This window comes from Amycolatopsis sp. NPDC043887 (assembly GCF_056435665.1).
Genome location: NZ_JBWKEB010000026.1, coordinates 55,913 through 81,266, shown reverse-complemented (window position 1 = coordinate 81,266; position 25,354 = coordinate 55,913). Strand labels below are relative to the sequence as shown.

Annotated in this window: 22 protein-coding genes; 7 read left to right on the top strand and 15 right to left on the bottom strand. The window is 68.9% G+C overall.

Annotated elements, in window-relative coordinates; translation table 11 throughout:
• Window positions 1-168 precede the first annotated feature (168 nt).
• Window positions 169-1,821 carry a choice-of-anchor A family protein gene (locus tag AC069H_RS40330; protein ID WP_478235833.1) on the top strand — a complete coding sequence of 551 codons (1,653 nt, stop codon included), beginning with the start codon at window positions 169-171 and terminating at the stop codon, window positions 1,819-1,821.
• On the opposite strand, the gene AC069H_RS40325 is transcribed toward AC069H_RS40330, so the two are convergent.
• Entirely contained in the window at window positions 1,818-2,696 is an 879-nt protein-coding gene (locus AC069H_RS40325; protein WP_478235832.1) for a DUF2268 domain-containing putative Zn-dependent protease, read from the bottom strand. The two genes, AC069H_RS40330 and AC069H_RS40325, sit on opposite strands and share 4 nt — an antisense overlap.
• Before the next feature lie 256 nt (window positions 2,697-2,952).
• Here AC069H_RS40325 and AC069H_RS40320 point away from each other — a divergent pair, with 256 nt between their 5' ends.
• Entirely contained in the window at window positions 2,953-3,846 is an 894-nt protein-coding gene (locus tag AC069H_RS40320) for a hypothetical protein (RefSeq protein WP_478235831.1), read from the top strand.
• A 48-nt stretch (window positions 3,847-3,894) separates the two neighbouring features.
• On the opposite strand, the gene AC069H_RS40315 is transcribed toward AC069H_RS40320, so the two are convergent.
• Window positions 3,895-4,566 (bottom strand): GntR family transcriptional regulator, encoded by a 672-nt coding sequence (locus AC069H_RS40315; RefSeq protein WP_478230397.1) that lies wholly within the window; start codon window positions 4,564-4,566, stop codon window positions 3,895-3,897.
• Window positions 4,563-5,996 carry an aldehyde dehydrogenase family protein gene (locus AC069H_RS40310; protein ID WP_478235830.1) on the bottom strand — a complete coding sequence of 478 codons (1,434 nt, stop codon included), beginning with the start codon at window positions 5,994-5,996 and terminating at the stop codon, window positions 4,563-4,565. The genes AC069H_RS40315 and AC069H_RS40310 overlap by 4 nt, the downstream gene beginning before the upstream one ends.
• Window positions 5,997-6,133: 137 nt before the next feature.
• On the opposite strand from AC069H_RS40310, the gene AC069H_RS40305 reads away from it, so the two are divergent.
• Window positions 6,134-7,579 carry a GMC family oxidoreductase gene (locus AC069H_RS40305; protein WP_478235829.1) on the top strand — a complete coding sequence of 482 codons (1,446 nt, stop codon included), beginning with the start codon at window positions 6,134-6,136 and terminating at the stop codon, window positions 7,577-7,579.
• Here AC069H_RS40305 and AC069H_RS40300 read toward each other — a convergent pair.
• From AC069H_RS40300 to AC069H_RS40290, 3 genes are all read right to left on the bottom strand, one after another.
• Window positions 7,563-8,486 (bottom strand): alpha/beta hydrolase, encoded by a 924-nt coding sequence (locus tag AC069H_RS40300; RefSeq protein ID WP_478230400.1) that lies wholly within the window; start codon window positions 8,484-8,486, stop codon window positions 7,563-7,565. The genes AC069H_RS40305 and AC069H_RS40300 overlap by 17 nt on opposite strands.
• The gene (locus AC069H_RS40295; protein WP_478235828.1) at window positions 8,483-9,442 is read right to left on the bottom strand and encodes an aldo/keto reductase; all 960 of its coding nucleotides are present in this window, start codon (window positions 9,440-9,442) and stop codon (window positions 8,483-8,485) included. The genes AC069H_RS40300 and AC069H_RS40295 overlap by 4 nt, the downstream gene beginning before the upstream one ends.
• 127 nt (window positions 9,443-9,569) lie before the next feature.
• Window positions 9,570-10,673, bottom strand: a complete 1,104-nt coding sequence (locus tag AC069H_RS40290; RefSeq protein ID WP_478235827.1) for a zinc-binding dehydrogenase — start codon at window positions 10,671-10,673, stop codon at window positions 9,570-9,572.
• A gap of 50 nt (window positions 10,674-10,723) precedes the next feature.
• On the opposite strand from AC069H_RS40290, the gene AC069H_RS40285 reads away from it, so the two are divergent.
• The gene (locus AC069H_RS40285) at window positions 10,724-12,103 is read left to right on the top strand and encodes an amidohydrolase (protein ID WP_478235826.1); all 1,380 of its coding nucleotides are present in this window, start codon (window positions 10,724-10,726) and stop codon (window positions 12,101-12,103) included.
• Here the strand turns inward: AC069H_RS40285 and AC069H_RS40280 are convergent.
• Window positions 12,020-12,736 (bottom strand): SDR family NAD(P)-dependent oxidoreductase, encoded by a 717-nt coding sequence (locus AC069H_RS40280; protein ID WP_125678827.1) that lies wholly within the window; start codon window positions 12,734-12,736, stop codon window positions 12,020-12,022. The two genes, AC069H_RS40285 and AC069H_RS40280, sit on opposite strands and share 84 nt — an antisense overlap.
• A 69-nt stretch (window positions 12,737-12,805) precedes the next feature.
• Between AC069H_RS40280 and AC069H_RS40275 the strand changes: the two genes are divergently transcribed.
• The gene (locus AC069H_RS40275) at window positions 12,806-13,747 is read left to right on the top strand and encodes an aldo/keto reductase (RefSeq protein ID WP_478235825.1); all 942 of its coding nucleotides are present in this window, start codon (window positions 12,806-12,808) and stop codon (window positions 13,745-13,747) included.
• A gap of 260 nt (window positions 13,748-14,007) precedes the next feature.
• Here AC069H_RS40275 and AC069H_RS40270 read toward each other — a convergent pair whose 3' ends face one another.
• The 5 genes from AC069H_RS40270 to AC069H_RS40250 all read right to left on the bottom strand — a co-directional run bounded on the left by AC069H_RS40270 (window position 14,008) and on the right by AC069H_RS40250 (window position 19,932).
• Entirely contained in the window at window positions 14,008-14,661 is a 654-nt protein-coding gene (locus tag AC069H_RS40270; RefSeq protein WP_478235842.1) for an alpha/beta fold hydrolase, read from the bottom strand.
• A 75-nt stretch (window positions 14,662-14,736) separates the two neighbouring features.
• Window positions 14,737-15,657 (bottom strand): ABC transporter permease, encoded by a 921-nt coding sequence (locus AC069H_RS40265; RefSeq protein WP_478230405.1) that lies wholly within the window; start codon window positions 15,655-15,657, stop codon window positions 14,737-14,739.
• Window positions 15,654-16,598 carry an ABC transporter permease gene (locus AC069H_RS40260; RefSeq protein WP_478235824.1) on the bottom strand — a complete coding sequence of 315 codons (945 nt, stop codon included), beginning with the start codon at window positions 16,596-16,598 and terminating at the stop codon, window positions 15,654-15,656. Before AC069H_RS40260 ends, AC069H_RS40265 begins: the two co-directional genes overlap by 4 nt.
• Entirely contained in the window at window positions 16,595-18,175 is a 1,581-nt protein-coding gene (locus tag AC069H_RS40255) for an ABC transporter substrate-binding protein (RefSeq protein ID WP_478235823.1), read from the bottom strand. The genes AC069H_RS40260 and AC069H_RS40255 overlap by 4 nt, the downstream gene beginning before the upstream one ends.
• On the bottom strand, window positions 18,172-19,932 hold the full coding sequence (locus AC069H_RS40250) for a dipeptide ABC transporter ATP-binding protein (RefSeq protein WP_478235822.1): 1,761 nt from the start codon (window positions 19,930-19,932) through the stop codon (window positions 18,172-18,174). Before AC069H_RS40250 ends, AC069H_RS40255 begins: the two co-directional genes overlap by 4 nt.
• A 234-nt stretch (window positions 19,933-20,166) precedes the next feature.
• Here AC069H_RS40250 and AC069H_RS40245 point away from each other — a divergent pair, with 234 nt between their 5' ends.
• Both AC069H_RS40245 and AC069H_RS40240 read left to right on the top strand, forming a co-directional pair.
• Window positions 20,167-21,153, top strand: coding sequence for a methyltransferase family protein (locus AC069H_RS40245; RefSeq protein WP_478235821.1), 987 nt, complete (start codon window positions 20,167-20,169; stop codon window positions 21,151-21,153).
• A complete protein-coding gene (locus AC069H_RS40240) occupies window positions 21,150-22,094 on the top strand; it encodes an alpha/beta hydrolase (RefSeq protein ID WP_478235820.1) in 945 nt (314 codons plus the stop codon). The genes AC069H_RS40245 and AC069H_RS40240 overlap by 4 nt, the downstream gene beginning before the upstream one ends.
• A 61-nt stretch (window positions 22,095-22,155) precedes the next feature.
• Here the strand turns inward: AC069H_RS40240 and AC069H_RS40235 are convergent, their stop codons facing one another.
• From AC069H_RS40235 to AC069H_RS40225, 3 genes are read right to left on the bottom strand one after another with little or no spacing between them, the layout of a single operon-like run.
• On the bottom strand, window positions 22,156-22,743 hold the full coding sequence (locus AC069H_RS40235; protein WP_034306161.1) for a TetR/AcrR family transcriptional regulator: 588 nt from the start codon (window positions 22,741-22,743) through the stop codon (window positions 22,156-22,158).
• 41 nt (window positions 22,744-22,784) lie between these two features.
• Window positions 22,785-24,419 (bottom strand): amidohydrolase, encoded by a 1,635-nt coding sequence (locus AC069H_RS40230; protein ID WP_478235819.1) that lies wholly within the window; start codon window positions 24,417-24,419, stop codon window positions 22,785-22,787.
• Between the two features lie 3 nt (window positions 24,420-24,422).
• Window positions 24,423-25,214: a molybdenum cofactor biosynthesis F family protein gene (locus AC069H_RS40225; protein WP_478230411.1), complete on the bottom strand. Its 792-nt coding sequence runs from the start codon at window positions 25,212-25,214 to the stop codon at window positions 24,423-24,425.
• Window positions 25,215-25,354: the final 140 nt, after the last annotated feature.

The window sequence follows — 25,354 nt, the reverse complement described above, 5'->3', positions numbered from 1 at the left end:
CCTCCCATCGTCCGGCAAGACTCTAGGGATTTCGCGTTCCACCTGGAATTCCCTTGTCTGGACAACGCTGGACGTCCACGAATGGGGTGGGTTACCCGCCTCGCCCGGTCGGGGGTATTTCCGCATTCCGATTGTGTTCGCACGGTCGATGGGCACAAGAATCGTCGCATGCGTGCAAGGCGATTCGCCTCTCTTTCTGCCGGTGCCGCCGCCGCGGTGTGCGTGGCGGCGCTCGTGGTCACCGACGGCGCGGTCGCCGCCCCTTTACCGGGCGGTCTGGGACCGTGCGTCGGGCCGGCCTGTCCCGATGTGTACCCACCGGTGAACAACGAGGATTACGCGGGCCGGGACGACGGCATCAATGTCTATGTCGGCGGCGAATTCCAGGTACGGGAAGCCGCCGCGGAAGCCGAAGGGCGGGTCGTCGTCCTCGGTGATTTCGACATGGCGAAACGAGCGGGCGCGTCCTCCGTCTACAACGTCGGCATCGCCGGTGTCGGTTCGCGTGTCCCGCCATCGGACGGCGCCGACTTCCTGACCACCGGCGGGAACGTCAGTGTCGCGGCGGACCAGCGGCTGCTCGCCGACGGCGGCGTCGTCCGGCACGCGGGAACCGTCACCGGGACGGTGACCGGCAAGCTCGAAAAGGACCCCGACGCGGCGAAACCCTATCTGGGCCTGCGCGAGGAACTCCGAGTGGCGAGCAAGTGCTACGCACGGGAAGGCACCACGCCGCGTCCGGCCACGGGCACGGCGGTCAACCAGGGATACCGCACCCTGTTCACCGGGGACGGGAAATCCGCGCTGCAGGTGTTCACCGTGGACTTCGACCTGACCGGCGCCACCGGTGGCATGCAGGGGATCGAGTTCGAGGGCATCCCGGCCGGGGCGACGATTCTGGTCAACATGGTGGGAGCCGCCCGGACGATCAACACCTACACCGGCGACCTCAACGACCAGGATCCGCTGAACAAGCTGCGCGAGCGGCTGCTGTGGAACTTCCCGGACGCCACCGGAGTGAAGATCGCCGGAGGCGCCCAGTTCCAGGGGAGTGTGCTGATCGGTGAGCCGGGGAGCACCGCGACCGTCACCGCCTCCGGGATGAACGGCCGTTTCTTCACCACGGGCTCGCTGGTGCACACCTCCGAGGCGACCGGCGGTGGCGGGCAGGAGTTCCACGCCTACCCGTTCAACGGCGACCTGCCCGAATGCGGCAGCACGCCGACCACGACGCCCAGCACCTCCACGTCTTCTTCTTCGTCGTCGAGCAGTTCGCCGGCGAGCAGCAGCTCGACCACCACGAGCAGCAGCACCACCACGACCAGTAGCTCGACACCGACCAGCTCGACACCGACCAGCTCGACACCGACGAGCGCCACGTCGACCAGCCCGACTTCGGCGACTTCCACGTCGACGGCGCCCACCTCGACGACGCCGACCTCGACGACGCCGACCTCGACCACGACCACGTCGTCGAGCCCGACGAGCACCAGCTCGACATCGAGCAGTTCCTCCAGCAGCGCGACGTCGTCGAGCCCGACGAGCAGCAGCTCCAGGCCGTCGTCGAGCTCGAGCAGCACCGCGCCGACCACCACCACCAGCAGCAGCACTTCGACCACGACCCCGGGCCCCGGCGTCACGGTGACCACCACGCCCGGGCAGCCGGGCGGGACCGCGCCGGGCGGCGGGCCATCCGACGGCGGCCCGCTGGCCTCGACCGGCAGCGAGGTCCGGGGCCTGCTGGTCTCCGGCCTGTTCCTGCTGCTCGTCGGTGGCGCGCTGGTGGCACTCACGATCCGGTCGAGGCGCCGCGAGTCCTAGCCGAGGGCGGTGTCGATGACGTCGCGGCGGTCCGCCAGCAGGGCCTCCGCGGCGGTCCGGCCCGTCGCGGCCAGATAGACGTCGACGAGCCGGTTGCCGGCCGCGTACCCGGCGCCGGTCGGCAGGCCGACGGGTGTGGCGCCGTAACGGGCGGCGGTCTCGTCGCCGTGCACCCACGCCGTGAAGTTCCGCATGCCGGTGATCTCCAGCCCGGAGACGACCTTCGCGAACACGGCGTCGTCGTGCAGATGCGGCACACCGATGCGGGCGTAGCCGAGTTCGTCGCCGTACAGCTGGCGGGCGAACGCGTCGGCCAGGCCCTCGGACACGATCTGCTCGCCGACGGTGACCGTCGCCGGGTCCCAGATCACCCCGCCGGGGCTGTAGCGCAGGTTGTGGTTCAACTCGTGGACGGCCGTGGCTTCCAGCCGCGCCAGGTTCTCCGGATACGGCCAGAAGTTGAGGTGGATGTAGCCGGGCACACTCCCGTTCGCCGTCATCCCCAGATTCGGGCCCATGAAGTGCTCGTCGCCGGGATCACCCAGCACGGTGAGGACGGTGACGTCGGGGACCGTCAGTCCGGGCGTCGCGGCGAGCTGAGCGGTGACGGCGTCGTCGAGCGCCCGCTGGATCCGGTTCCAGGCGTCCGCCTCGTGGAGTGCTTCGAGTGCCTCCAGGCAGCGTTCCTCGTCGCGGTCGAGCGGGAACCCGGAACCCATCGCGTGCATCGCGACGAGATCCACGTCGCCGGGGAAGTAGCGGTACATCCCGGCGGCGGGCTCGACCATCGCCTTGAGCATCGCGGCGCGGTCCGCCCGCGGCGCGCGCAGGATCGCTCGCATCGCGGGGTAGGTGTCGAGAACGGTGATCGTCATGGGAGCGACGGTAAAGGCTCCAGTGGGTGGAGACTCAAGTCCTCGTGGGCGGCCAGGACGGCTCACGAGGGGATGAGGCAAACACGGCGTGTCGCGAAAGCCACAGCAACGTCGATCGGGGCGGCCTGCCCGCGCGGCACCGCCGGCGGCTCCCTGCCGGTCGAGTTCCCGCGGGATTCGAGGTCGGCGGTCCCGGAGCCCGGACCAGGGAGAATCCCGGATGCCCGGGCCGCCGCCCGCTTCTAGCGTCGTGATCATGATCCGACGGATACTCCTGACGGTGCTCGCCGGCGCGGCGGTCTTGCTCGTGCCCTGGACCGTCTACCTCGCGCAAACCCTGCCCGACCGGTACGACACCGGCCAGTGGCGCGCGGCCTGGGTCGGATTCGACGTCGCACTTCTGCTCTGCTTCGCGGCCGGCGCGTGGCTGGGGACGCGCCGCCGCCGGGCGGCCGTGCCACTGCTGTCGGCCACGGCCGCGATGTTGTGCTGCGACGCGTGGTTCGACGTCATGCTCGGCTGGACGTCGGCCGAACGGTGGACCAGTGTCGCGCTCGCCGTCTTCGTCGAGATCCCGGTCGCCGTGGTGCTGGCCTTCACCGCGCGCCGGCTGTTGAGCGACGCGCTGCCGCGGCGATCGGTCACCTTGCGGGACATCGCGATGCGGGAGGACCCGCGATACCAGCGGGTGACGCGTGAGCTTCCCGGCGACACGCGGACGGTCGCGCGCCGGACGGGGCTGGAGCGCGCCGAAGTCACCGAATGCCTGAACACTCTGCGGGACAACGGTTTCGTCCGCCGTCACCGGAAAGGGAACTGGATCGCGATCCCGCAAGACCTACGAGAGCCGAAGCCGGAGGACTACGACGGCGCGGATAGGGAACGGGTCGCGGCCTTCCTCGACGCGAAGTACGCGAACGAGGTCGCCCTGCTGTCCTGGGCCGCGGCGCATCGTGAGGAGTTCGGCCCCTGGGCGACGGCCCAACGGACCTCGACGAGGCTGACCGAGGAGGAGTTCCGTGAGCTGGACGCGGAGTACCGCGAACTGATCACGCGGTACTGCCTACGCCGTCGTCGTCCGGTGGAGGGGGAGAAGGAACTTTCCGTGCGCTTCTACGCTTTTCCGCAGCCGCTAGGGCGTGGGTCGTGAGTGGCGATTCGGGTTCTGACCCGAATCGCCACTCACGACCCACGCAAGCTAAGGGTGCCGCCAGGCCAGGAACGTCTCCAGGGTGGTCAACCGGTGTTCGCGCACGGCCAGTTCGATCTCCCCGGCCGGCGCGTTCCGATCGAACAGGTCGAGGATCTTCCGGTGCTCCTGCACGGATTCGTGCGCGCGGCCGGGGACGAAGCTGAACGTCGACGTGCGCAGCCCGGCCAACCGGTTCCAGCCGCGGTTCACCAGATCGAGTACCTGCGGATTGGGGCAGGTGCCGAACAGGACGCGGTGGAAGTCGCGGTTCAGCGCGGTGAATCGTGACGGCTCGAAGTTGTCCAGGCAGGCGGTCAGTTCCGCGTTGAGTGCCTTGGCCTCGTCGAGCGCCTCGCCGGGCAAGGACGGCGCCGCGAGCGCGGCGGCGTAGCCCTCGACCAGCGCGAGCGTCTGCATGGTGTGCTGGTAGTCGCTCTCGTCCGCCATCGCGACCTGCGCGCCGACGTTGTGCTCGTAGGTCACCAGGCCCTCGGCCTCCAGCCGCCGGACAGCCTCGCGCACGGGCACGGTGCTGACCCCGAGTTCCTGCGCGATCTGCCCGAACACGAGGCGGTAACCGGGGGAGAAGGTGCCGTCGTCGATCCTCGCCTTGATCCAGTGGTAGGCGATCTGCGACTTGCTCATCGTGGTCGAGTTGACCGCGTCGCCCGTGGTCACGAGTAGTGCAGCCAGACGGATTTGATCTCGGTGTACGCGTCGATCGCCCACGGCCCCATCTCGCGGCCCCAGCCGGAAGCCTTGTAGCCGCCCCAAGGTGCCGCCATGTCGGGGATCGACGGCATGTTGACGAACACGGCGCCCGCCCGGATACCGTTGGCGAACCGCTGCGCGACGCCCAGATCGCGGGTCCACACGGTCGCCGCGAGCCCGTATTCGGTGTCGTTCGCCCGTGCGAGCAGTTCGTCCGGATCGTCGTAGGCGGTGACGGCGAGGACCGGGCCGAAGATCTCCTCACGCATGATCGTCATGTCGTCGGCGACACCGGCGAACAACGTGGGAGAGTAGAAGTAGCCGTCGCGGTCGACGGGCTTGCCGCCGGTGACCAGTTCCGCACCCTGCTCGTTCCCGGTCGAGACGAGGAAGTCCACATGCTCACGGTGCTTCGCGGACACGAGCGGGCCGAGCTGGGTGGATTCGTCCAGCCCCGGCCCGACCTTGAGGTCTTCGAGCCCGGCGGCCAGCTTCGCGACGAACTCCTGTTCGCGTTTGCGGTCCACGAAGAACCGGGTGTACGCGGCGCAGACCTGCCCGCTGTTCAGCGTCGCGCCCGCGAGGTTGCCCGCGACGGCGGCGTCGATGTCCGCGTCGTCGGCGATGATGCTGGGTGCCTTGCCGCCGAGTTCGAGGGTGAGACGCTTGAGGTTCGACTCCGCGCTCGCCGCCGTGATCAGTTTCCCGACCGCGGTGGACCCGGTGTAGGACAGGTGGTCGACGTCGTCGTGCCTGCTCAGGAGCGCGCCCACCGCGCCGTCACCGGTGACCAGGTTGACCACCCCCGGCGGGAACCCGGCCTCGCGCACGAGCTCCACCAGGCGGATGCTGGTCAGCGGGGTGACCTCACTGGGCTTGATCACCACGGTGTTGCCGGTGGCCAGTGCGGGCGCGAGCTTCCACACCAGGATCATCAGCGGGAAGTTCCACGGCGTGATCAGCGCGTTCACCCCGACCGGCTCGCGGCGGGTGTAGTGCAGCGTGTCCGGGAAGGACACCGGGTTGGTGGTGCCCTGGATCTTGGTCACCCAGCCCGCGAAGTACCGGAGGTGCTCCGCCGCGCCGGTGACGCTGACCTGGCGTGAGATGCCGATCGGCTGGCCCTGGTCGCGTGTCTCGAGCGCGGCCAGCTCCTCGTGGTGCTCGTCGACCAGCGACGCCAGCTTGAACAGCAGCGCCGCGCGTTGAACCGGCAGCAGTCCCGCCCATGCGGGGTCGTTCAATGCCTTCCGTGCGGCACCGACGGCGGCGTCGACGTCGGCGGCCGACGCGGTGCCGACCTCCTCGATCACCTGGCCGGTGGCCGGATCGTACGTCGGCAGCGACCCGCCTCCCGCGGCGGTCCACTGTCCGTCGATGAACAGGCGTGTGGCCATGGCTAGCTCCTCCTCGACCGGTGTGTGATCGAGTATCGGGCGCCACGAGGTCTCCGGTCTTGCCCGCCAGGGCATGCCGATTGTCGGCCAGCGAACCGAATCCGCCGGACGTCGTCGCGCCTTGCGAGGGTGGGGACATGGACGTCATCGTGGTGGGAGCGGGTTCGGCCGGTTCGGTGGTCGCCAGGAGACTGGCCGATTCCGGGGCGTGGGTCACCCTGCTCGAAGCGGGCGGGCCGGACACCAATCCGGCCATTCACGACCCTTCGCGGGCCGGAGAGCTGTGGCACGGCCCGGAGGACTGGGACTACTACACCGTCCCGCAGCCGCACGCGGCGAACCGACGGCTGCACCTGCCACGCGGCAAGGTGCTCGGCGGGTCGCATTCGCTCAACGCGATGATCTGGGTGCGCGGCGCCCCGGCCGACTACGACGGCTGGGACCTGCCGGGCTGGCGGTGGGACGACGTGCGCCCGGTGTTCGAGCGGATCGAGAAGGATCTGCTCGACGTCGTACCGAACGAGCCGTTGCATCCGATCCAGCAGTCCATTGTGGACGCGGCGGTGCAGGTCGGCCTGCCGTTCAATCCGGATTACAACGGCGACGAGCTCGACGGCGTGTCGGTGCAACGCGTCACCACGCGCGATGGCAAACGGCTCAACACCTGGCTCGCCTACGGCCGGCCCGCGGCCGAGCGGATGACCGTCCACACGGGAGCGCTCGTGCACCGGTTGCTCATCGAGGGCGACAAGGTGACCGGCGTGCTCGCCGAGGTCGACGGCGAACTGCGCAAGGTCTTCGCCGACGAGGTCGTGCTCGCCGCCGGCGCGCTGGCGTCCCCGGCGATCCTGCTGCGCAGTGGGATCGGCCCGGTCGACGAGCTGGAGGTGCACGGTATCGACGTCGTCGCGGACCTGCCGGGCGTCGGGAAGAACCTGCACGACCATCTGCTCTCGCCGGTCATCTTCGCGACCGATCGCCGTCAGGTCGATCCGCCCGCGCCCGGCCGCTCGGTCACGCAGACCCATCTGTTCTGGCGCAGCCGCCCTGGTCTGGAGGTGCCCGACACCCAGCCGATCCACTTCAGCGTGCCGATGTACGAGTCGTGGATGACCGGTCCGGAGACCGGGTTCTCGCTGATGGCGGGCATGGTCACGCCACGCAGCCGGGGCAGTCTCCGGCTTTCGGGGCCGAGCCCGCTCGGCGAGCCGCTGATCGACCTGGCCGCGCTGGAGGATCCGGCCGACTTCGAGAGCCTGGTCGCGTCGGTCGAGCAGTGCCGGGAGATCGGCCGCGCGTCCGCGCTGGCCGACGACTGGGGCGCCCGCGAGCTGTATCCGGGGCCGGACGCCGATGTCCGCGAGTACGTCCGGCGGACCGCGATCACCTACCACCACCAGGTCGGGACCTGCCGGATGGGCACCGACGCCGACTCCGTGGTCGACCCGGAGCTCGCCGTGCACGGGATCCGCGGGCTCCGGATCGCCGACGCGTCGGTGCTGCCGCGGGTGACCACGGGCAACACCAACGCGCCGGCGGTGCTGGTCGGCGAGCAGGCCGCCCGGTTCATGCTCGGCCGATAGTGCGGCGCAGCCAGGAGGCCCGGGCGGCGAGCGCGGCCCGGGTCACCTCGCTGTCCGGGGCGATCCGGTCGAAGCCGTGGTACGCGCCCGCCCAGACGTGCAGTTCGGTGGGCACGCCCGCCTGCCAGAGCCGCCGCGCGTACCCGACGTCCTCGTCGCGGAAGATCTCGGCCGCGCCGACCTCGATGAAGGCGGGCGGGAGACCGGTGAGATCGGTCGCCGTGGCCGGAACGGCGTATGGCGACGTCTGTCCATTCAGGAGGGATCGCCAGCCGAACTCGTTGGCCGCCCGGCCCCACACCCCGCGTTCGGCGAATTCCACTGTGGACGCCGAATCGTTGCGGCTGTCGATCATCGGGCACAGCAGGAGCTGACCGGCGAGCGCAGGTCCACCGCGATCCCTGGCGAGCAAGGCGATACCCGCGCTGAGCCCGCCTCCGGCGCTGCCGCCGCCCACGATCAGCCGTCCCGGGTCGAAGCCGAGTTCGCCCGCGTGCTCGACCATCCACGTCAAGCCCGCGTAGCAGTCTTCGATCGGCGCCGGATGCGGATGTTCGGGAGCGAGCCGGTAGTCCACGGTCACCGCGACGAAGCCGAACTCCTCGACCAGCGAGACCATTCTGGGCAGGTCGGCGAACCGGTCGTCCAGCACCATCCCGCCGCCGTGGATGTTGTAGAACCCCGGCGCGTCCTTGGCGTCCCTCGGCTTGACGACCGTGACGACCACGGCGGTGCCGGGGACCCGCCGGTCCTCCCAGACGAGATCCCGGTCGCCGATCGCCTCGGCGCAACTCAGGTTCCCGTCGGCCATCACCCGCCGGATCTCCGCCAGCGATTCGGCGCCCAGTGGCGGTCCGGAAGGCAGCCCGCTCAGGGCTTCGGCGAGTTCGGGATCGAAGGCCGTCACGGTCCCTCCGGATCGACGACGCCCCGGTCGGCCCAATACGGCTCGACGAGTTCGCGGAGCTGCTCCGCGCCCACGCGCTCGACGAGGTCGACGGCGCCCAGGTTGTCCTTGAGCTGCTGGGTGCTCGTCGCGCCGAAGAGCGTGGTCGTGTTGGCCGGATGGGTGAGGGTGAACGCGAGACACAGCTGAGCGGGTGTCGCGTCCAGCCCGGCCGCGATCTTCGCCAGTTCCGGGGCGGAGGCGGCGATGCGCTCGCGGATGTCGCCGGGGTCGCGGCCGACCTGGCGCGCTCCGCTGTTCTTGCCCAGCAGGATCCCGCCTTCGAAGATATCCGACGACTGGAGCGTGACCCCGATTTCGCCGAAGACCTTCTTGAAGGGATCACCGTCCGGAATGGACCGTCGTGCGACGCTGTACTTCAGCTGCGCGATCGCGGGACCGGGCACGTTCTCGGCCGCGGCGAAATCGTGCAGGGCCTGGATCGTGCCGGCGGACCAGTTGTTGACGCCCCACTGCCGGATGAGCCCGGCCTCGCGGAGCTCGTTCAGATCCAGCACCAACCGGTGCAGATCGGTGTCGTCGCGACGGAGATCGCCCAGCACCACCAGATCGGCGTGCTCGACGCCCGCGCGGAACAGCGCGTTGTCCAGCTGGCCACGGAGGTTGTGCTCCGGATAGCCCTCCAGCCAGAGCTTGGCCGAGAACAGGTAGTCCTCCCGGCGGATCCCGGCCGCGCGGACCATGGCGGAGAACAGCACGTCGGTGAAAACCGCTGCGGCGCCGGGGAAACCGTAGACACCGACGTCGAAGAGCGTGATCCCGGAATCGACCGCGGTGCGGACCAGGTTGACCGCCTCGCGAAAGTCCATCCGGTCGTAGGTGTGCCAGGAACCGAGCGAGAGCACGCCGGTGAGCGGGCCGTCGCGGCCGATCCGGCGCTGGGGGATGACGGACATGGGTTCTCCTAGGGCTGGGGTGGCGGAGCTGGGGTGTGTTCGGGAAACCGGCGTACGCGTGAACCCGCCCCGGCCGAAGGCCCCGCCCTGCCGACGTCGATCGCGGTCGCGGGTTCACGGGCGGAAATCACGGCAGGCGGGGGTCGATGACGGCTTTGAGTTCACCGAGCCGCGACATCGACTCGACACTCTGCGAAGCTTGGGAAAGACCGACGGGCGCGCTGAAGAGTTCGTCCCACGGCAGCCGATCGGCGAACGTGCGGAAGAAGTCCACCGAGCCGTGGTAGTCGGCGATGTCGCCGTTGAGCGACCCGACGACAGTGAGTTCTTTGCCCATCACAGTGCCCAGCGCCACGGGAGAGGGCGCGGGACCGGTGGAGCCGACGATCGCGATGGTCCCGCGCTGGGCGGCGAAGGCGACGGCCTCTTCGCCGATGGTCGGCCCGCCGGCGAAGTCGAAGACGTGGTCGGCGCCCCGGCCGCCGGTGAGTTCCTTGACTCGCTCGACGCGGTCTTCGGCGCTGCCGTCGACCGGGATCGTCGCTGTGGCCCCGAAACGCTCGGCGATCTTCAGCCGATCGGCGGGACCGCCGATGGTGATCACGTCGCCCGCGCCGGAGATCCGCGCGACCGCGGTGGCGAACACGCCCAGTGCGCCCGCGCCCTGGACCACGACGGTCGCCCCCGGACGGATCCCGCCCGATCGCGAGACGGCTCGCAGCACGGTTTTGCCCGCGCAGCCCGACATCGAGGCCCAAGTGTCCTTGACGTCGCCGGGCAGGAGAAGCTTCGCCGCGCCGGGAGTCACGTAGCAGTACCGCACGAGCCCGCCGGTGGCGTACGGGAAGACGTCGGAACGCTGGAGGAACCCGTATCCGCGGCTATCGCACGCGACCGGTTCACGCAAGATCGTGCAGCCGTAACACTTTCCACAGGTCGACTCGGACCAGCCGATGCGGTCGCCCTCGGTGATCTCGCGGCCGAGCGTGTCGGTGGTCCCCGGTCCGACGGCCACCACCTCGCCGACCATTTCGTGGCCCAGCACCATCGGGAGCATGCCGGGGAAGGTCATCTGGCCGGACCAGAGGTGCACGTCGGTGCCGCACAGGGTGGTGCAGGTGATCCGGACCAGCGCGGCGCCCGGTTCCGGCTCCCCGGGCAGCGGTAGTTCCCGCAAGGTGAGCGCGGAGCCGTGTTCGGTGAGCACCGCCGCTTCGGTTCTGTTGACCATCTTTTTAGTCTACAGTCGTAGGAGAAAAAGTCCAGATCCTGGAGGAAACCATGCCGTCGCACCGTATTCGTCCCGCTTCACTCGTGGTTCGCGGCGGTCCTGTGCTCACCTTCGACCCGGCGGACACCGTCGTGCGGACGATGGCCGTGCGTGACGGCCGGATCGTCGCCCTCGGCGATGTCGCGCTGGACCACATCGGCCCGGAGACCGAGGTGGTCGACCTGGCGGGGAGAACCGTTCTGCCCGGTATCAACGATTCCCATCTGCATGCGGCCTGGCTCGGTGCGCGGTGGCCGGACACGCTCATCGGCGGTGCCGGATTCACCGGGGGAGAAGAGAAAACGGTGCGTTCCGCGGTCGAACGGCGAGCCGCCATCCTGCGTGCGGGTGACCTGTGCGCGTCGCTGGGCATCACGAGCTACACCGAACCCGGCCTGGGGCCTGGTGAGACCGGGTGTTTCAGCGCCGAGGTGCTGGAGGAGTACGCGAGGCTGGCCGATGGCGGGCTTCTGCGCGCGAGGGTGACCGCGCTGAGGTTGTTCGGACTGCTCGACGGTGCCAGTTCGCTGGCGGACTTCCGGCGTGGGCTGGCGATTCCGCCGCCTGCCGCGAATCCGTTGTGGCTCACCGTGCCCGGCGTGAAGATCTTCGCCGACGGCATTCCGCCGATGCGGTCCGCGTGGACGCATCACTGCTACGCCGACGGTTCGCACGGCGCGCTGCTCGTCGACGGTGACGACGATCCGGGTCGCGCGGGCAACCTGGCCGCGATGATCCGGCTCGCCCACGACGCCGGGATGACGGTGGCCGTGCACGCCACGGGGGACCGCAGCATCGAGGCCGCGCTCGGCTCGCTTCGCCGTGGGGACCATCTGGTGCACGGCGATCTGGTGACGGTGGATCAGCTCGCGCGAATGGCTTCGGCGGGCGTCGGCCTGACCACGCAGCCCGCTATCGCGGTGGCCATGCGGGGAATGCTGACGGACGCACTCGGTGCCGAGGTCGGTGCTCGTGCCTGGCCATTGACGGAAATGCTGGCCTCGGGTGTCCCGCTGACCTTGAGCAGCGACGCGCCGGTGGTGACCCCCGATTGGCGGGTGCACATCGCGGCGGCCGCCCGGATGCTGGAAGCGTCCGAAGTGGACGCCGGGCTGATGGCCCGGTTACTGCGCTGCTACACGGTCGCGGCCGCCGAGCAGGACGGTGCGGCGGATTGGAAGGGGTCGCTGACCGTGGGTCGCGTCGCGGACTTCTGTGTGCTGGCGGCGAACCCGCTTGAGGTCGGATTCGCGGACCTGCCGGACGTCGGTGTCGAACTCACCGTGTCCGGCGGCCGCGTCGTGTACTCAGGTGAGCAGCTGCCCGCCGTCGACCTGGAGGCTCACCCCGGTGAGATGGCCGGCGTCGGCGGAGGCGAGGAACAGGACTGACGGCACCACGTCGGCGACGGAAGCGATGGTTCCCAGGGGAATCCTCGCTTCCCATGCCGCGCGGGCGGCGGTGTCCGAAGCGAACCCGGCGGTCATCGGAGTGAGTACCGGGCCGGGCGCGACAGCGTTGACGCGGATGCCGTGCGGTGCCAGTTCGAGCGCGGCCGAGCGGGTAAGGGCCTCGACGGCTGCCTTGGTGGCCTCGTAGTGGCCGAGTCCCGGGGTCGGCTGCCGGGCGCCGATGGAGGTGATGTTCACGATGGCGCCCCGGGTGCCCGCTTCCAGCATGTGCGCGCCGACCGCGCGCGTCATCAGGAACGTGCCGCGGAAGTTCACCCGCATGCAGAGGTCGAAGACGCCGATGTCCAAGCCCACCAACGGCCCGCCGCCCCCGGCGAGGCCGGCGTTGTTGACCAGGACCTCCACCGGGCCGAACCGATCGGTGACCAGCGCCAGCGCCGCGTCGACCGATCCAGGGTCGGAGATGTCGAGTTCGACGTGCTCCGCGCCGAGTTCTCCGGCCAGGTCGTGCGCGGCGCGGACATCGACGTCGGCGATGACCACGCGGTCACCCGCGGACTGGAAGGCTTCGGCGACTCCGCGGCCGATGCCACTGGCACCGCCGGTCACCACAACAAGTCTCTTGTTCATTCTACAATCGTAGACTAAAACTGGTTTCCGTTACCAGCGAAAGGAAATCTCGTGGACGAGAAGCAGAACGGACTCGGCTTCGCCACTTCGGCGCTGAGCCTGGGCTCCTGGAACACCTGGGACCGCATGGATTTCGACGACGCGGTGCGCCTGCTCCGGTACGCGATCGACTCCGGGATCACGCTCTTCGACGTGGCTCACTACAACATGGGGCCGCATTCCGAGCAATCGCGCACGGACCTCCTCTTCGGCGAGGCCGTCCGTGCCGCCGGCATCAAACGCGACGAGTATCAGCTGTGCGGGAAACTCTGGCTCTGGGACTACCCGAACACCGGTTTCGCCGAGCAGCTCGCGACCTCGTTCGACCGTGTCGGCGTCGAGCGTGCGGAGGCCGTCGTGGTCGGCGACTATTTCGAGCGCCCGGACATCCCGCGGATCGTCACCGAGGTGGCCGAACAGATCCGGCTCGGCCGCTTCGACGTCTGGGGCGTGAACAACTGGCAGGCCGCGGACCTCGACCGGGCACTGGACTTCGCTTCCCGCGAAGGGCTTCCGGCACCGCGGTTCGCTCAGCTGAAGTACAGCGTCGTGCGGCGTTCGATGGCGGAAGGTCCTTTCTACGGCGCGCATTTCGAGGCGGGACGGTTGACCTTGCAGGCGTCCGACGTGTTCGAGGGTGGCGTGCTGCTCGGCAGGACTCCGTCGCGGAAGATCGGCGCCGACCCGGGCGGGATCCGCGAGTCGATCCGTGCCGCCGCCACGCGCGTCGCCGCTGTTGCCGGGGACTTCGGGGTGAGTCCTTCGCAGCTGGCTCTCGCGTTCTGCCTCGCGTACACGCCGGTGGCGAACGTGCTGTTCGGCGTGAGCCGGATGGCTCAGCTGGAGGACAACCTGGGCGCTGTCGCGCTGGCTGCTTCCCGGGGTGCTGAGGTGCGGGCGGCCCTGGAGGATCTCTGGCTGGACCGCTCGGTCGCCGCCGATGGGACCTTCTGAACGCCTATCGCGGCTGCGATGAAGGACGCTTTCATGGCAAAATTTGCTATGAAAGCGTCCTTCATCGCAGCAGTGAGAGCACCGGACCCGAACCTCGGTGGCGTGAGCCGGGCGAGAGCGCCATGAAAGGTCCTTTCCTTGCAAAATTTGCAAGGAAAGGACCTTTCATGGCGTCGGTCGAGCCTCGGGAAGCGTTGCGAAGGTGGCTTCCGCAACGCTTCCCGAGCCGTTTTCCTGACACACGCGGAGAGCGGGAGACCTCAGCCCAGGAACTCCAGCACGGCCGCCTTGAACTCCGGGCTCCTCAGCGCCCCACCGTGGTCCCCGGGCACCCGCACGAGATCCGCCCCCGGCACCAGCTCCACCAACGTCTCGATGCCTTGGCTCACCGGATCCTCCACGCCCGCCACAAAGCGGGTGGGCACGGAGACAGCACCGGAAACCGGCGCGAAAGGCTCCGCCCGCAGGTCTTCGATGCACCGCGCGAGCGCGGCCGGATTCCGCCCCGGCGCGGTGATCATCTGAGCGATCATCCCCGTCAGCGGATCCGACGGAGCCTTGCCACCACCGGCGAAAGCCAGCGCGGCCGCGACATCGACGGCGCCGAAGGGCTCGAAAGGGCTCACGCCGGCTAACACGAGCCGCCGGACGGGAGCCTGTGCGGGCAGTTCCCAGGCCAGCCGCGCGCCCAGTGAATAGCCGACAACGTCCACTTCGGACAGTCCTGCGAGGAGCCGGGCGAGTTCCGAAGTGATCGCGACGGCACCCAGCGATCCCGAGGGGGCCGGGCTGGAGCCGTGCGCGGGAAGGTCGGGTATGAGCACCTCGTGTCCCGCGGCGGTGAGCGCGGCCGGCCACCCGGTGGTGATCCAGTCGGTGTGCCCGTCGGAGGCGAATCCGTGCACCAGCAGCACAGGCGGTCCCGAGACGGTTTCGGGAGTGAATCGGCGCACGGCCAGGGAAGTAGTGGCAGACAACGGGATCCTTTCTCAGCTGCCGGAGGGGCGGCGGGTGCGCAGGCGCTGCATTTCGCTCAACGTCCGCGCCCGGGCGTCGACGGCGATCCGCAGCGACGAGCCGATGAGGTTCAGCAGGAACACGCACACCATGATCGTCACGCCGGGGACGATCACCAGCCAGGGCGCCTGCACGAGGTACGACCGGCCTTCGGCGATCATGTTGCCCCAGGTGGGGGTCGGGGGAGCGATACCGAGACCGAGGAAACTCATCGCCCCGTCCACGAGCATGGCCGCCGCGGACAGGATCACGACCTGGACCAGCGCGAGCGGCAGCACGTTCGGGAACACGTGCACGACGAGGATCTTCCACCGGCTCATCCCCGAAACCCGGGCGGCGCCGATGTAGGCGCGACCGGCGATGCCGAGCACCCGGCTGCGGATGACCCTGGCGGTGAACGGCGTGAAGATCACGGTCAGCGCGATCAGCTCGGTCCAGATGCTCGCGCCGAGCGAGATCGCCAGCGCCATCGCGAGGATGATCGCCGGGAACGACATCCAGGCGTCCATCACTCGCATCAGCACCGCGTCGACGGCGCGGAAGAACCCGCTGATCAGCCCGATCACCAGTCCGGTGAAGGCCGCGCACAGGGTGATCAGGGCGGACAGCCCGAGCGACGCACGGCCGCCGGAGACCAGCCGGGCGAGCACGTCACGGCCGAACGAGTCCGTGCCGAGCGGATGCGCGGCCGACGGCGGCAGCAGCCGGTTGACCGGGTCGGTCGCGCTGACGCTCGGCAGGAAGAACGGCAGCACGATCACGGTCAGCACGATCACCGCCAGCACCGCCGTGGTGATCACCAGCATCCGGTTGCGCCGGAACACCTTGGCCGCTCGGCCGGGCGACGGCTTCTCGCGCACCGGCGACGTCTTTTCCACAAGAGCCACGCTCACGAGACACGCACCTTCGGGTCGAGCAGCGCGTACGAGAGGTCCACCAGCAGGTTGACCAGCACGAACAGCACCGCGACGAACAGCGTCACACCCTGGATCAGCGGGAAGTCGCGGGTCGACACCGCGCCCATCAGCAGATGGCCCAGCCCCGGCACGACGAAGATGGACTCGATGATCACGATCCCGCCGACCAGCATGGCGAAGTTGCTGCCCAGCTGGGTGATCAGCGGCATCAGCGCGTTCGGCAGGACGTGCTTGGTCATGACCTGCCGCTCCGGCAGCCCCTTCACCCGAGCGGTGCGCAGATACGCCAGTGGCAGCTCCCCGAGCAGGCTTTCGCGCAGGGTGAGCACGAACAACGCGGTCTGCCCGATGACCAGCACGGTCAGCGGCAGCACCAGTGCCGGCACGGCCGTCGCCGGGTCGGTGAACAGGTTCTCGTAGCCGCTGGAGGGGAACCAGCGCAGCGTCACCGAGAACACGAGCACGAGCATCAGCGAGATCCAGAAGTCCGGCATCGCCATCCCGAGCGCGGAGAGCCGGTCCAGCGCCCGTGCCACCGGATTGCGCGGCGACACCGCCTGCCACGAGGTGATCGCGACCGAGAGGAAGAAGCTGATCACCGTCGACAACACGGCCAGAGTCAGCGTCGGCAGGATGTGGTCGGCGACCACGCCGAGCACCGGCGCGTGGTAGGTGATCGACGTGCCGAAGTCGCCGTGCAGCACGTTCCCGGCCCAGCTGAGGTACTGCTCCCAGAGTGTCCCGTTCAGCCCCATGCTCTCCCGCAGGGCGTCCACATCGGACGGTCGCGCGGTCGGGCCGAGGATGGCCTGCGCCGGGTCACCGGGGATCAACCGGATGACGAAGAACATCATCGTCCCGACGATCACCAGGATGATCACCAGATCGCGCAGCCTGCGCAGCAGCAGACCGGTCATGACGCCAGCCAGGTGTTCCAGAAGACCCGGTAGAAGTCGCCGTAGCCCTTGAGCTTGGGGGAGTAGGCCGCGTACAGCTTCGACTGGCTCAGGGTGATCACCGACAGTTGCTTCCAGGTGAACGCCTGAAGCTTGTCCACCACCGCTTTCGCCTGCTCGGGTGTCGTCGAGGCGTTGAACTCGGCCATGAGGCCGTCCAGTTCGGGCGAAGACGAACCGTTCAGCGTGCCCAGGGTGAGCGCGGGCATCTGCGCGGGCGAGGTCAGTGCCGAGTCGAAGAACAGCGTGGTGATGTCCCAGCCACCCGGTTCCTTCGTCAGCGTGCCGAGCATGGTGGCGAAGTCGAAGGTGTCGATCTTGGTGTTGATGCCGATCTTCGACAGGCTGTCCTGGATCAGCACGGCCCACTTGCCGAACTCCGGATACGAGTTGGTGGTGACGATCCGGATCGTGGCGCCGGCGGTGATGCCGACCTCGGCCAGCAGCCGCTTTGCCTTCTCCGGGTCGTGGGCCTTGTAGACCTCTTCACCCGCGGTGGAGTAGAACTGCTTGTTGTCCGGCGAGGCGAAGGCGCCGGTCTCGAGGGTGAGGTCCTTGCTGCCGCCGGTGGCCGCGTTGATCGCGGGCTTGTCGAGCAGCAGGTTCAGCGCCTCGCGGGCGCGGGGATCGGCGAACTTCGAACCGGTGTTGAAGTTCGGGATCACGACGTTGTCGTTGCCGCCGGGCAGGTTGTGCACGACAACGGCAGGGTTGTTGCGCAGCGGCTCGTATTGGTCGTTCGTGGGCATGATGTGGTCCCACTGGCCGGTCTGGAGGCCGTTGATCAGCGCGTCCTGGTCGGAGACCACCTTGTAGGTCACGGTGTCCAGGTACGCGTGCTTGGCGCCCGCCTGCCCACCCCAGTCCTCTTCGGACCGGGACTTGTAGCCGGAGTAGCGCTCCAGCACCAGTTCGCGGCCGATGTCCCAGCTCTTCAGCTTGTACGGCCCGGTCCCGATCGCCTTGTCCTGGGCGAAACCGGTCGGTGCGACACCGGTGAGGTTTTTCGCCTCGTAGATCTCCGTGCCCGCGCCGGCGAGTTCGTTGATCAGCGGGTAACGCGGCTTCTTGAGCTTGATGGTCACCGTCGCCGGATCGGTCGGCGTGATCGCTTCGATGTCCGGCGTGACCAGCTGGCCGGTGCGGTGCACCTGCTGCCACCGCTTCAGGCTCGCCACGACATCCTCGGACGTCAGCGGGTTGCCGTCGTGGAAGGTGACGCCCTGGCGCAGTTTGAAGGTGTAGGTGAGCCGGTCCGGGCTGGTGGTGTAGTCCTCGACCAGCATGGGCCGGGCGGTGAAGCCCTTGTCCACCTCGAACAGCTTCTCGTACATCATGTTGCCGATATGCGCGGTCACCTGGCCGGGATTCGCGACCATGTCGAGGGACTGCGGATCGGTGGGCACGGCGACGTTCAGGTTGCCGCCGGGCTTCGGCGGCCCGTCGGCGGCCCCACCACCCGCCTGGCTTCCCATGCACGAGCTGAGCAGCAGGACGGTCGCCAGGCCGAGCGCGGCCTTGGTCAGGGTTCGTCTCATGGGTTCCGCACTCCAGTGTGGGGGTGGGCGGGCAGTTCGGGATTCGCCGCGAGGAGACGGCGGGTGTACTCGTGCCGGGCGTGGAGCCGGATCTCGTCCGGTTCGCCGATTTCGATCAGTTCGCCCCGGTACATCACGCCGACGCGGTCGGCGACCGACAGCACCAGGCTGAGGTTGTGCGTGATGAACAGGAAGCTGAGCGCGCGGGTGCGCCCCAGTTCCAGTAGCAGGTTCATCACCTGGCCCTGCACCGAGACGTCGAGCGCGGAGGTGGGCTCGTCGGCGACGATGAGGTCGGGTTCGGCCGCGATCGCGCGCGCGATGGAGACGCGCTGCCGCTGCCCGCCGGAGAGCTGCGAGGGCAGCTTCTTCGCGGTGCCGGAGGGGAGACCGACCTCGTCGATCAGTTCCGTGACGCGGCGGTCGAGTTCGGCACCGCGGAGTCCGGTGAGTTCCCGCAGTGGTTCGGCGATGATCCGGGCGGCGGTGTGCCGGGGATCGAGCGAGCTCTGCGGGTCCTGGAAGATGAGCTGCGCACGGCGGCGGAACGCGCGCTCGTCGCCGTCGAGCCCGGACGGCGTGCATCGGTGCTCTCCGAAGGCGATGGTGCCCGACGTCGGTGGCTCCAGCGCGCTCACCAGACGGCCGAGCGTGGTCTTTCCCGAACCGGATTCCCCGACCAGGCCGAAGAACTCGCCGGCCGCGATCTCCAGCGAGACGTCCTTGACCGCGTGCACCTCGGGTTCTCGGCTCAGCGAGAACCGGCCGCGCCGTCCGTACACTTTGGACACCGAATCGATGACGAGCGCGGTGCCCTCGCCGGTGTCTCCGGTTTTCGCGCGGCTCAACGACCTGGTTTCGGTCGCGACCGCTGATTCGCCGTTCATCGCGGCTTCGAGCAGGGCTTCGGAGATGGTGGGGAAGCCGTCGCGCCTGCTGACCCCGAGTTGCGGAACGCAGTCGAGCAACGCCTTGGTGTAGGGATGCTTCGGCGAATGCAGAATGTCCTCGGTGGACCCGAGTTCGACGAGTTCGCCGCGGTACATCACCGCGATCCGGTCCGCCACCTGCGCGGCCACGCCCATGTCGTGCGTGATGAAGACGCACGCCGTGCCGTGGTCGCGGCGGACCCGGTCGAACAGGGTGAGGATCTCCGCCTGCGTGGTGACGTCCAGCGCGGTGGTCGGCTCGTCGGCGATCAGCAGGCTCGGATCGGCCATCAGCGCCAGCGCGATCATCACGCGTTGCTGCATGCCGCCCGACATCTGGTGCGGGTACAGGGAAAGCACCCGGTCGGTGTCGGCGAGGCCGACCTCTTTCAGCAGGCCGCGAGCCTTCGCCTCGGCCTCGCGGTGCAACGGCGTACCCTTGCGCGCGGCTTGGCGCGGAAGGGAGCCTGGCTTCCGATAGGCCTCGATCAGCTGCTTGCCGACGCGCTGACTCGGGTTGAGTGAATCCAGTGCCTCCTGGAAGATCATGCCGATCCGCGGGCCGCGGTACGCGCGCATCTCGTCGGCGGAGAGCCGCGTGACGTCCACGCCGTCGACGGCGATCTCACCGCGGGTGAACACCGGCGCGACGAATTCCAGCAACCGGATGATCGACAAGGCCGTCACCGTTTTACCGCTGCCGGATTCACCGACCACGCAGAGTGTCCGGCCTTGGTCGAGGTCGAACGAAAGTTCGCGCACCAGTTCGCGTTCGGTTTCGTCGGCGATGACGCCGACGGTGAGTTCTCGTAATTCGAGCAGGGTCATGAATCCCCTTTCCCGAGCCCGCCCGAAGCGGACCGCACTGCCGGGGAACGGGCCTCCGGCGGGGGTAGTTCTACGCATGTTGACACTGGGCGGGTGCGCTGTCAATGGGTATATTCTACGAATGTAGGAAGTTGATATCCGGCGGGTTTTCCCTGGCAGTGGGCGAAAACTCGCACTGGATTCTTTTGTCTACATCTGTAGACTCTCGGCGGAAACGAGCTAAGGAGGGCACCCGTGAGCGGGTCGACCAAGACTGCCGGTCCCGAGCGGATCGTGGACATCGCCGTGGGCTACATGGCGGCCAAGCAACTCTTCGCGGCGAGCCGGATCGGCCTGTTCACCGCGCTCGCCGACGGGCCGCTGGCGGCCGCGGAACTGGCGGAGAAGACCGGCAAACCGGAGAAGATCACCCGCATCCTCGGTGACGCCATGTCATCACTCGGTCTGCTGTCCCGTGTGGACGGAAGGTACGAGTTGGCCGCCGACGCGGCCGAGTACCTCGGCGGCGGAGACCTCGATCTGGCGCCGTTCCTGACGTTCCTGGACTCGATCAGTTACCCGCATTGGCTGCAATTCGGTCACACGGCCGACAGCGGCGAGCCGGGCAAGCTGGAGATGGACGACGCGCGCTGGGGCACGTTCATGGCGGGTGTCATGACGTATAACGCCCTACACGCCAAGATGCTGGCCGGCGCTTACGATTTCGGCTCCCATCGAAAGGCGCTGGACCTCGGCGGGCTCTCCAGCGCGTTCGCTGTCGAAGCCATGAAGGCCAACGACGAACTGCACACCACGTTCGTCTTCGACCCGGGTTTCACCGAGTCGGTCACCACCGCGGCCGCCGAGGCGGGGCTCGCGGACCGCACGACCGTCGTCGGGGCGGAGACACCGACCGCGCGGGCCGAAGGCGAGTTCGACCTGGTGATGGTCAACCACGTCGTCCATCGTTTCGACGCGAAGCAGAACGCGGAGATCCTGCGCAACGCCCGTGCCGCCGCCGCGCCGGGAGCGACGCTGCTGCTGCTCGACTTCTTCCTCGACGACGACGCGGTCCAGCGGCCGATCGACGCGCTGCACGCGGGGGAGTACCTGGTGATCGACGGGACGGTCGTCTACCCGGAGGCCGAGGTCCGCGAGTGGCTGAGCGCGGCGGACTGGCGGGTCACCGACCGGCTCGCGCTGCCGGGCAGCCCGCGGGTGCTGGTCGCGGAAGCGGTGTGACCGTGACCCTCGATCCCGCGGTCAAGGAACTGCTCGCCCGCAGCGCCCCCTCGGAGGCGCCGGCCGGGCCGTTGACGGCTCCCGAGTTGCGTGCCGCTTTCGCCGCTTCGTGGCGACGTCCCGATTCCGTCGAAGAGGTCGATTCGGTGACCGACCACGTCCTGCAGTCCGGTGTGCGGGTGCGGGTCTACCTGCCCGAGGTGGCGGCGCCGGTGCCCGCGTTCGTCTGGATCCACGGCGGCGGGTGGACGATCGGCTCGATCGACGAGAACGAGGTCGCGTCGCGGGCGGTGTGCAACGCGGCGAAGGTCGCCGTCGTCGCGGTCGACTACCGGCTCGCGCCCGAGCATCCGTACCCGGCGGCCCCGGACGACTGCTACGCCGTCGTCGAATGGCTCGCCGCGGGAGGCGCCGGACCTGCGGTCGACGGGTCGCGGATCGCGGTCGGCGGGGAAAGCGCCGGCGGAAACCTGTCGACGGTCGTCTCGATGATGTCCCGTGACCGTGGTGGCCCGCCGTTGGCCGCGCAGGTGCTGATCTGCCCGGTGTACGGCCATCCGGACGACGGGTTCCGGTCCTATGTGGACTTCGCCGAGGGCTTCGGCATGACCGCCGGGGCGATGCGGTTCTTCTTCGAGCAGTATGTGTCGGATCCGGCGCAGCTGAACGATCCGTACCTGCTGCCGCTGCGCGCCGACGACTTGACCGGGCTCCCGCCGGCACTGGTGCTCACGGCCGAGTACGACGTATTGCGGGACGAAGGGGAGGAGTTCGCGCGGCGGCTGACCGACGCAGGCACCCACGTCGAAATGACGCGGTACTCGGGGCAGATCCATGGGTTCTATGGGCTCCACACGGATCTCCCGGCCTCGCCGCGCTCGCACCGGCACGTGGCGAGCTTCCTGACGCGGGTGTTCGACCCACCGCATTTCGTCCTCTGAATGCGGTAGTTGGCGCTACGTACTACCGCATTCAGAGGACGAAATGCGGTAGTACGTAGCGTCAGGGGCGGGTGAGGCGCTCGAAGAACGACTCGAGGTGCTGCCGCTGCAAGGCGATCGTCGAGAACTCTCCGGCGACCAGGCTCATCACGTTCGCCCCGGCGTTGATCAGCACGACCTCGTCGACCAGCTGCTCGTCGGGCGTTTCGGTGACGATGTCGCCGTCTTCCCGGCCCTCGGTGAGATACCGGTGCAGCAGGCCTCGCCACGAGCGGATGTGTTCGAGGTACTTGTCCTGCAGTTTCGGGTTGGTCAGCGAAAGCTGCCAGAAGGTGAGCAGGACGCGCCCCGCGGCGATGCGGTCCTCGTCGATGGGCATCGACGAGACGCACAGCTCGCGGAGCGCGGTCAGCCCGCGCAACTCGTCCAGCTCCACGTACTCGCGCATCATGCCGAGCGCGCGTTCGTAGGTGGCCTGGATGATGTCTTCCTTGCTCGGGAAGTACAGCTTGAGCGCGCCGTTGGCGAAGCCGGCGGCCGCCGCGATCTCGCGCATGGTGGCGGCCTCGATCCCGCCCTGGGTGATCAAATCCCAGGTGACGTCGACGATATGGCTACGCCGCTCGTCGTGGTCGATGATCTTCGGCATCGGCAGACCTCCCGCACTGGTTCTTCTACCAGTGTAGGAGATCAGACGCGGTGATACACGCGGTGCCCGGCGAACCACGTTTGCGTCACCTTTGTCTTGACGAGCGCGGCCGGATCGGTTCGGAACGGATCGCGGTCCAGTACGACGAAATCCGCCGACTTCCCGGGGACCAGCGAGCCGGTGACGTCGCCCAGCCCCATCGCGCGGGCGGCGGCCAGGGTGAAGACCTCGATCGCCTCGGCCAGGGTGATCGCCTGCTCCGGCCACAGCGCGCCGGGGAAGGTGCCGGTCGGATCCTGGCGGGTGACGAGGCCGTGGATGCCTTCCCACGCGTTCGGCGACTCGCTGACCGGCCAGTCCGAACCGCCCGCGACCAGCGCGCCCTCGTCCAGCAGCGACCGGTTCGGCTGCATCCGCCCTGCCCGCTCGCCGGGCAGGACCTCGGCGATGGCCGCCGGGATGACGCCGGGGACCCACAAGAACGGCGAGATGTCCGCGGCGACGCCCAGCGCGGCGAAGCGGGGGAGGTCGTCGGGGTGCACGAACTGGCCGTGCGCGACCTGGAACCGCGCTTCGGTGAAGCCCTCGGCGCGCACCTTTTCGACGGCGTCCAGCGTCGCGCGCACCGACGCGTCCCCGGTGCAGTGGACCTTGGCCGAGAGCCCCGCCGCGGCCGCGGTGCGCAACCAGCCGACGAGTTCTTCACCCGGCATGGTGGTGGCACCGTGATGGCAGGCCCCGTGCGCGGCGTCCGGCAGGTACGGCTCCAGGAAGGCGGCGGTCCGTGTGGGCGGGACACCGTCGAGGAAGATCTTCACGAAGTCCGGCCGGTGATGCTCGCTCCGGTACTGCCCGGCGACCTCCAGCAACGGTTCCCCGATCGGGTCGAAACCGAAGATCGGGTCGTTGATCAGCAGCGACGAAACGACCCAGGCGCGCAGTTCGCCCGCGTCGTCGAGCGACTTCAGCGCCCGCAGGATGTCGGCGGAGACGCCGGCGTCCTGGAACGCGGTGACGCCGTACGAGTGCAGCGTGCCGATCCCGTGCCGCGACGCCGCGACGTGCTGCTCCGCGGTGAGCGTCCGTGTCTCGCTGAGCGCCCGCTCGACGGCGACGCCCGCCGCTTCGAGCAAGACGCCGACCGGCTCCCCGGTCGAGGGATCGCGGACGATCTCCCCGCCCGCGGGATCGGGCGTCGAGGCGGTGACGCCCGCCAGCTCCAGCGCCCGGCTGCTCACCCAGCGGTTGTGCCTGCTGTCGTCCGACAGCATGACCGGACGTCCGCCGGCGGCTTCGTCGAGGGCGTGCCGGGCCGAAGTCCGTGAAAGGGTGCTGACCAAAGTGGACGCCCAGGCGCCGCCGACCACCCACTCGTCCGGCCAGAGTCCGGCGGCCCTCGTGCGGACGGCCGCGAGGATGTCGGCCAGTCCGGCGTCGAGGCCGAAGCTCAGCTCGAAGAGGGCCGCGCGCCCGGCGAGGGCGTGGTGGTTGTGCACGTCGACCAGGCCGGGCATCACGAACGCGCCTTCGAGGTCGACGACCTCGGTGTTCGGCCCGCGTTCGATATCCTCCAGGGACAGCACCTTGCCGTCCTTGATCGCCAGCGACGATGCCCAGGGCCTGCCACTGTCCACTGTGTACACGGTGGCGTTGGTGAGGACGATGTCGGCGGTCAAGGCTCAGCTCCCGGCCGGGTCGTAGGCCTCGGGGTGCACGGTGGTGCTCAGCAGCCTGCCGTGCGCGCCGAAGGTGAAGTGGGTCGGTGTGCTCCCGGTGGCGTCGAGTCCGAAAAGGACACCGTGCGAGCGCAGCCGCTTCGCGTCACGGTGGTCGGCGACGGTCACCGAGGCGCACGGGATCACCTTCTCCCGCCAGGCGAAGACGTAGATACCCGGCCGCAGCTCGTAGACCGAGTTCTCATCGGTGTCCGCGAGCCCCCGCTCTGGACCGGCAAGGCACTGCCACGTGTACCAGTGCGGGCTGAGGTACACGTGCTCGTAGGCGTGTTCGGTGCTGTACACCCACAGCACCCGGCGCCCGACCAGCGACGTGGTCGGGGCGAGCGATTCCCCGGTCGGCTCGATGCCGCCGATCGTGGCGGCCACGAAGGATTGTGTGACGCGGGGCGAGGTGTCGCCGATCTTGCTCAGTACCAGGAGGGCGCGGCCGCGGCGCAGGTCCAGCAACAGGGTGAACGCCTCGTCCTGCCGGGCCTGCGGATGGAACTGGACGTAGTACAGGTCGTCGTCGACCAGGAACGTCTCGCAGCGGTCGGTGCCCGTGCCGTGGTAGGTCCATTCGATCCGGGTACCGGAGAAGGCCGCGGTGAACGTGGTGCCGTCTTCGCAGGCGAGTTCGAACGAGCGGCCGTGCAGGTCGCCGACCGTGGGCGCCTTGTTCGCGTCGAAACCGGGGGCCAGACCGTCGAGCGGCAGCCAGGTGGACGTGTCGGACAGGGTCAGTTCGGGCATCGATGAGTCCTAGTGTCTGGTGGTGAACCCGCCTCCGCGATCGACGTCGGCAGGGCGCGGTCTGATGTCCGTCTCCAGCCGGCGGACAAGGCGCCCTGCCACCGCGACAGCGGGGCCGTCGGCCGGGCGGTTTCACCTGA